The following is a 661-nucleotide window of genomic DNA, read 5'->3' on the forward strand; positions in this document are numbered from 1 at the left end:
GGTTAAGGATGAAAAAATTAATATGTATGTTCATCGCAACAGTTGTAATAAGCCTAGGTATCCCATTATTAACACTTGCTGCAACAAACAATAATGAAGATGGCACATTTACAACTAGTGGACATGATGCCAAATATGCTAATAAAGTAATGACGATCACAGTTTTCAAAGGAAATGTTCTTACATCCGAAAATTTGATGTATATCGATGAGTTCACAGCTGACGAAGCAGGAAAGTATTCGAATACGTATAAAACGAAAGAAGCATTGACCAACAATGTATCCTTTACAGTTCAAGTAACTTCAGAAAGCAATCTTGTCGAGAAAGAAGTCATTAAGCTTAACGGGTCAACGCCAAATCCAGAACCAAACCCAACACCAACTCCAGAGCCAACGCCTGAACCAATCACTTTTGCTGATATCTCAGAACATTGGGCAAAAGAGGATATTGAATTATTAGCAACAAAAGGCATTATTAATGGACTGAAAAATGGTTTATTTGCACCCGAAAAAGATATTACACGTGCAGAATTCACAGCCCTACTTGCGCGTGCTCTCGACTTGCCAAAAGCAACGGAGCAAGAAAACTTTACAGATGTCCGACCAACGGATTGGTATGTTTCGGAACTACAATCAGCTGTTGAAGCAGGATTAATCAATGG

The 661-nt window shown here is 38.4% G+C and carries 1 protein-coding gene; it reads left to right on the top strand.

Annotation, left to right across the window (positions count from 1 at the left end; all coding sequences use genetic code 11):
* The coding region (locus AC1DSL_RS19130) for an S-layer homology domain-containing protein (RefSeq protein WP_477533465.1) at window positions 1-661 on the top strand (661 nt) is incomplete at both ends.

The organism is Paenisporosarcina sp. P4_D4 (genome assembly GCF_056401835.1).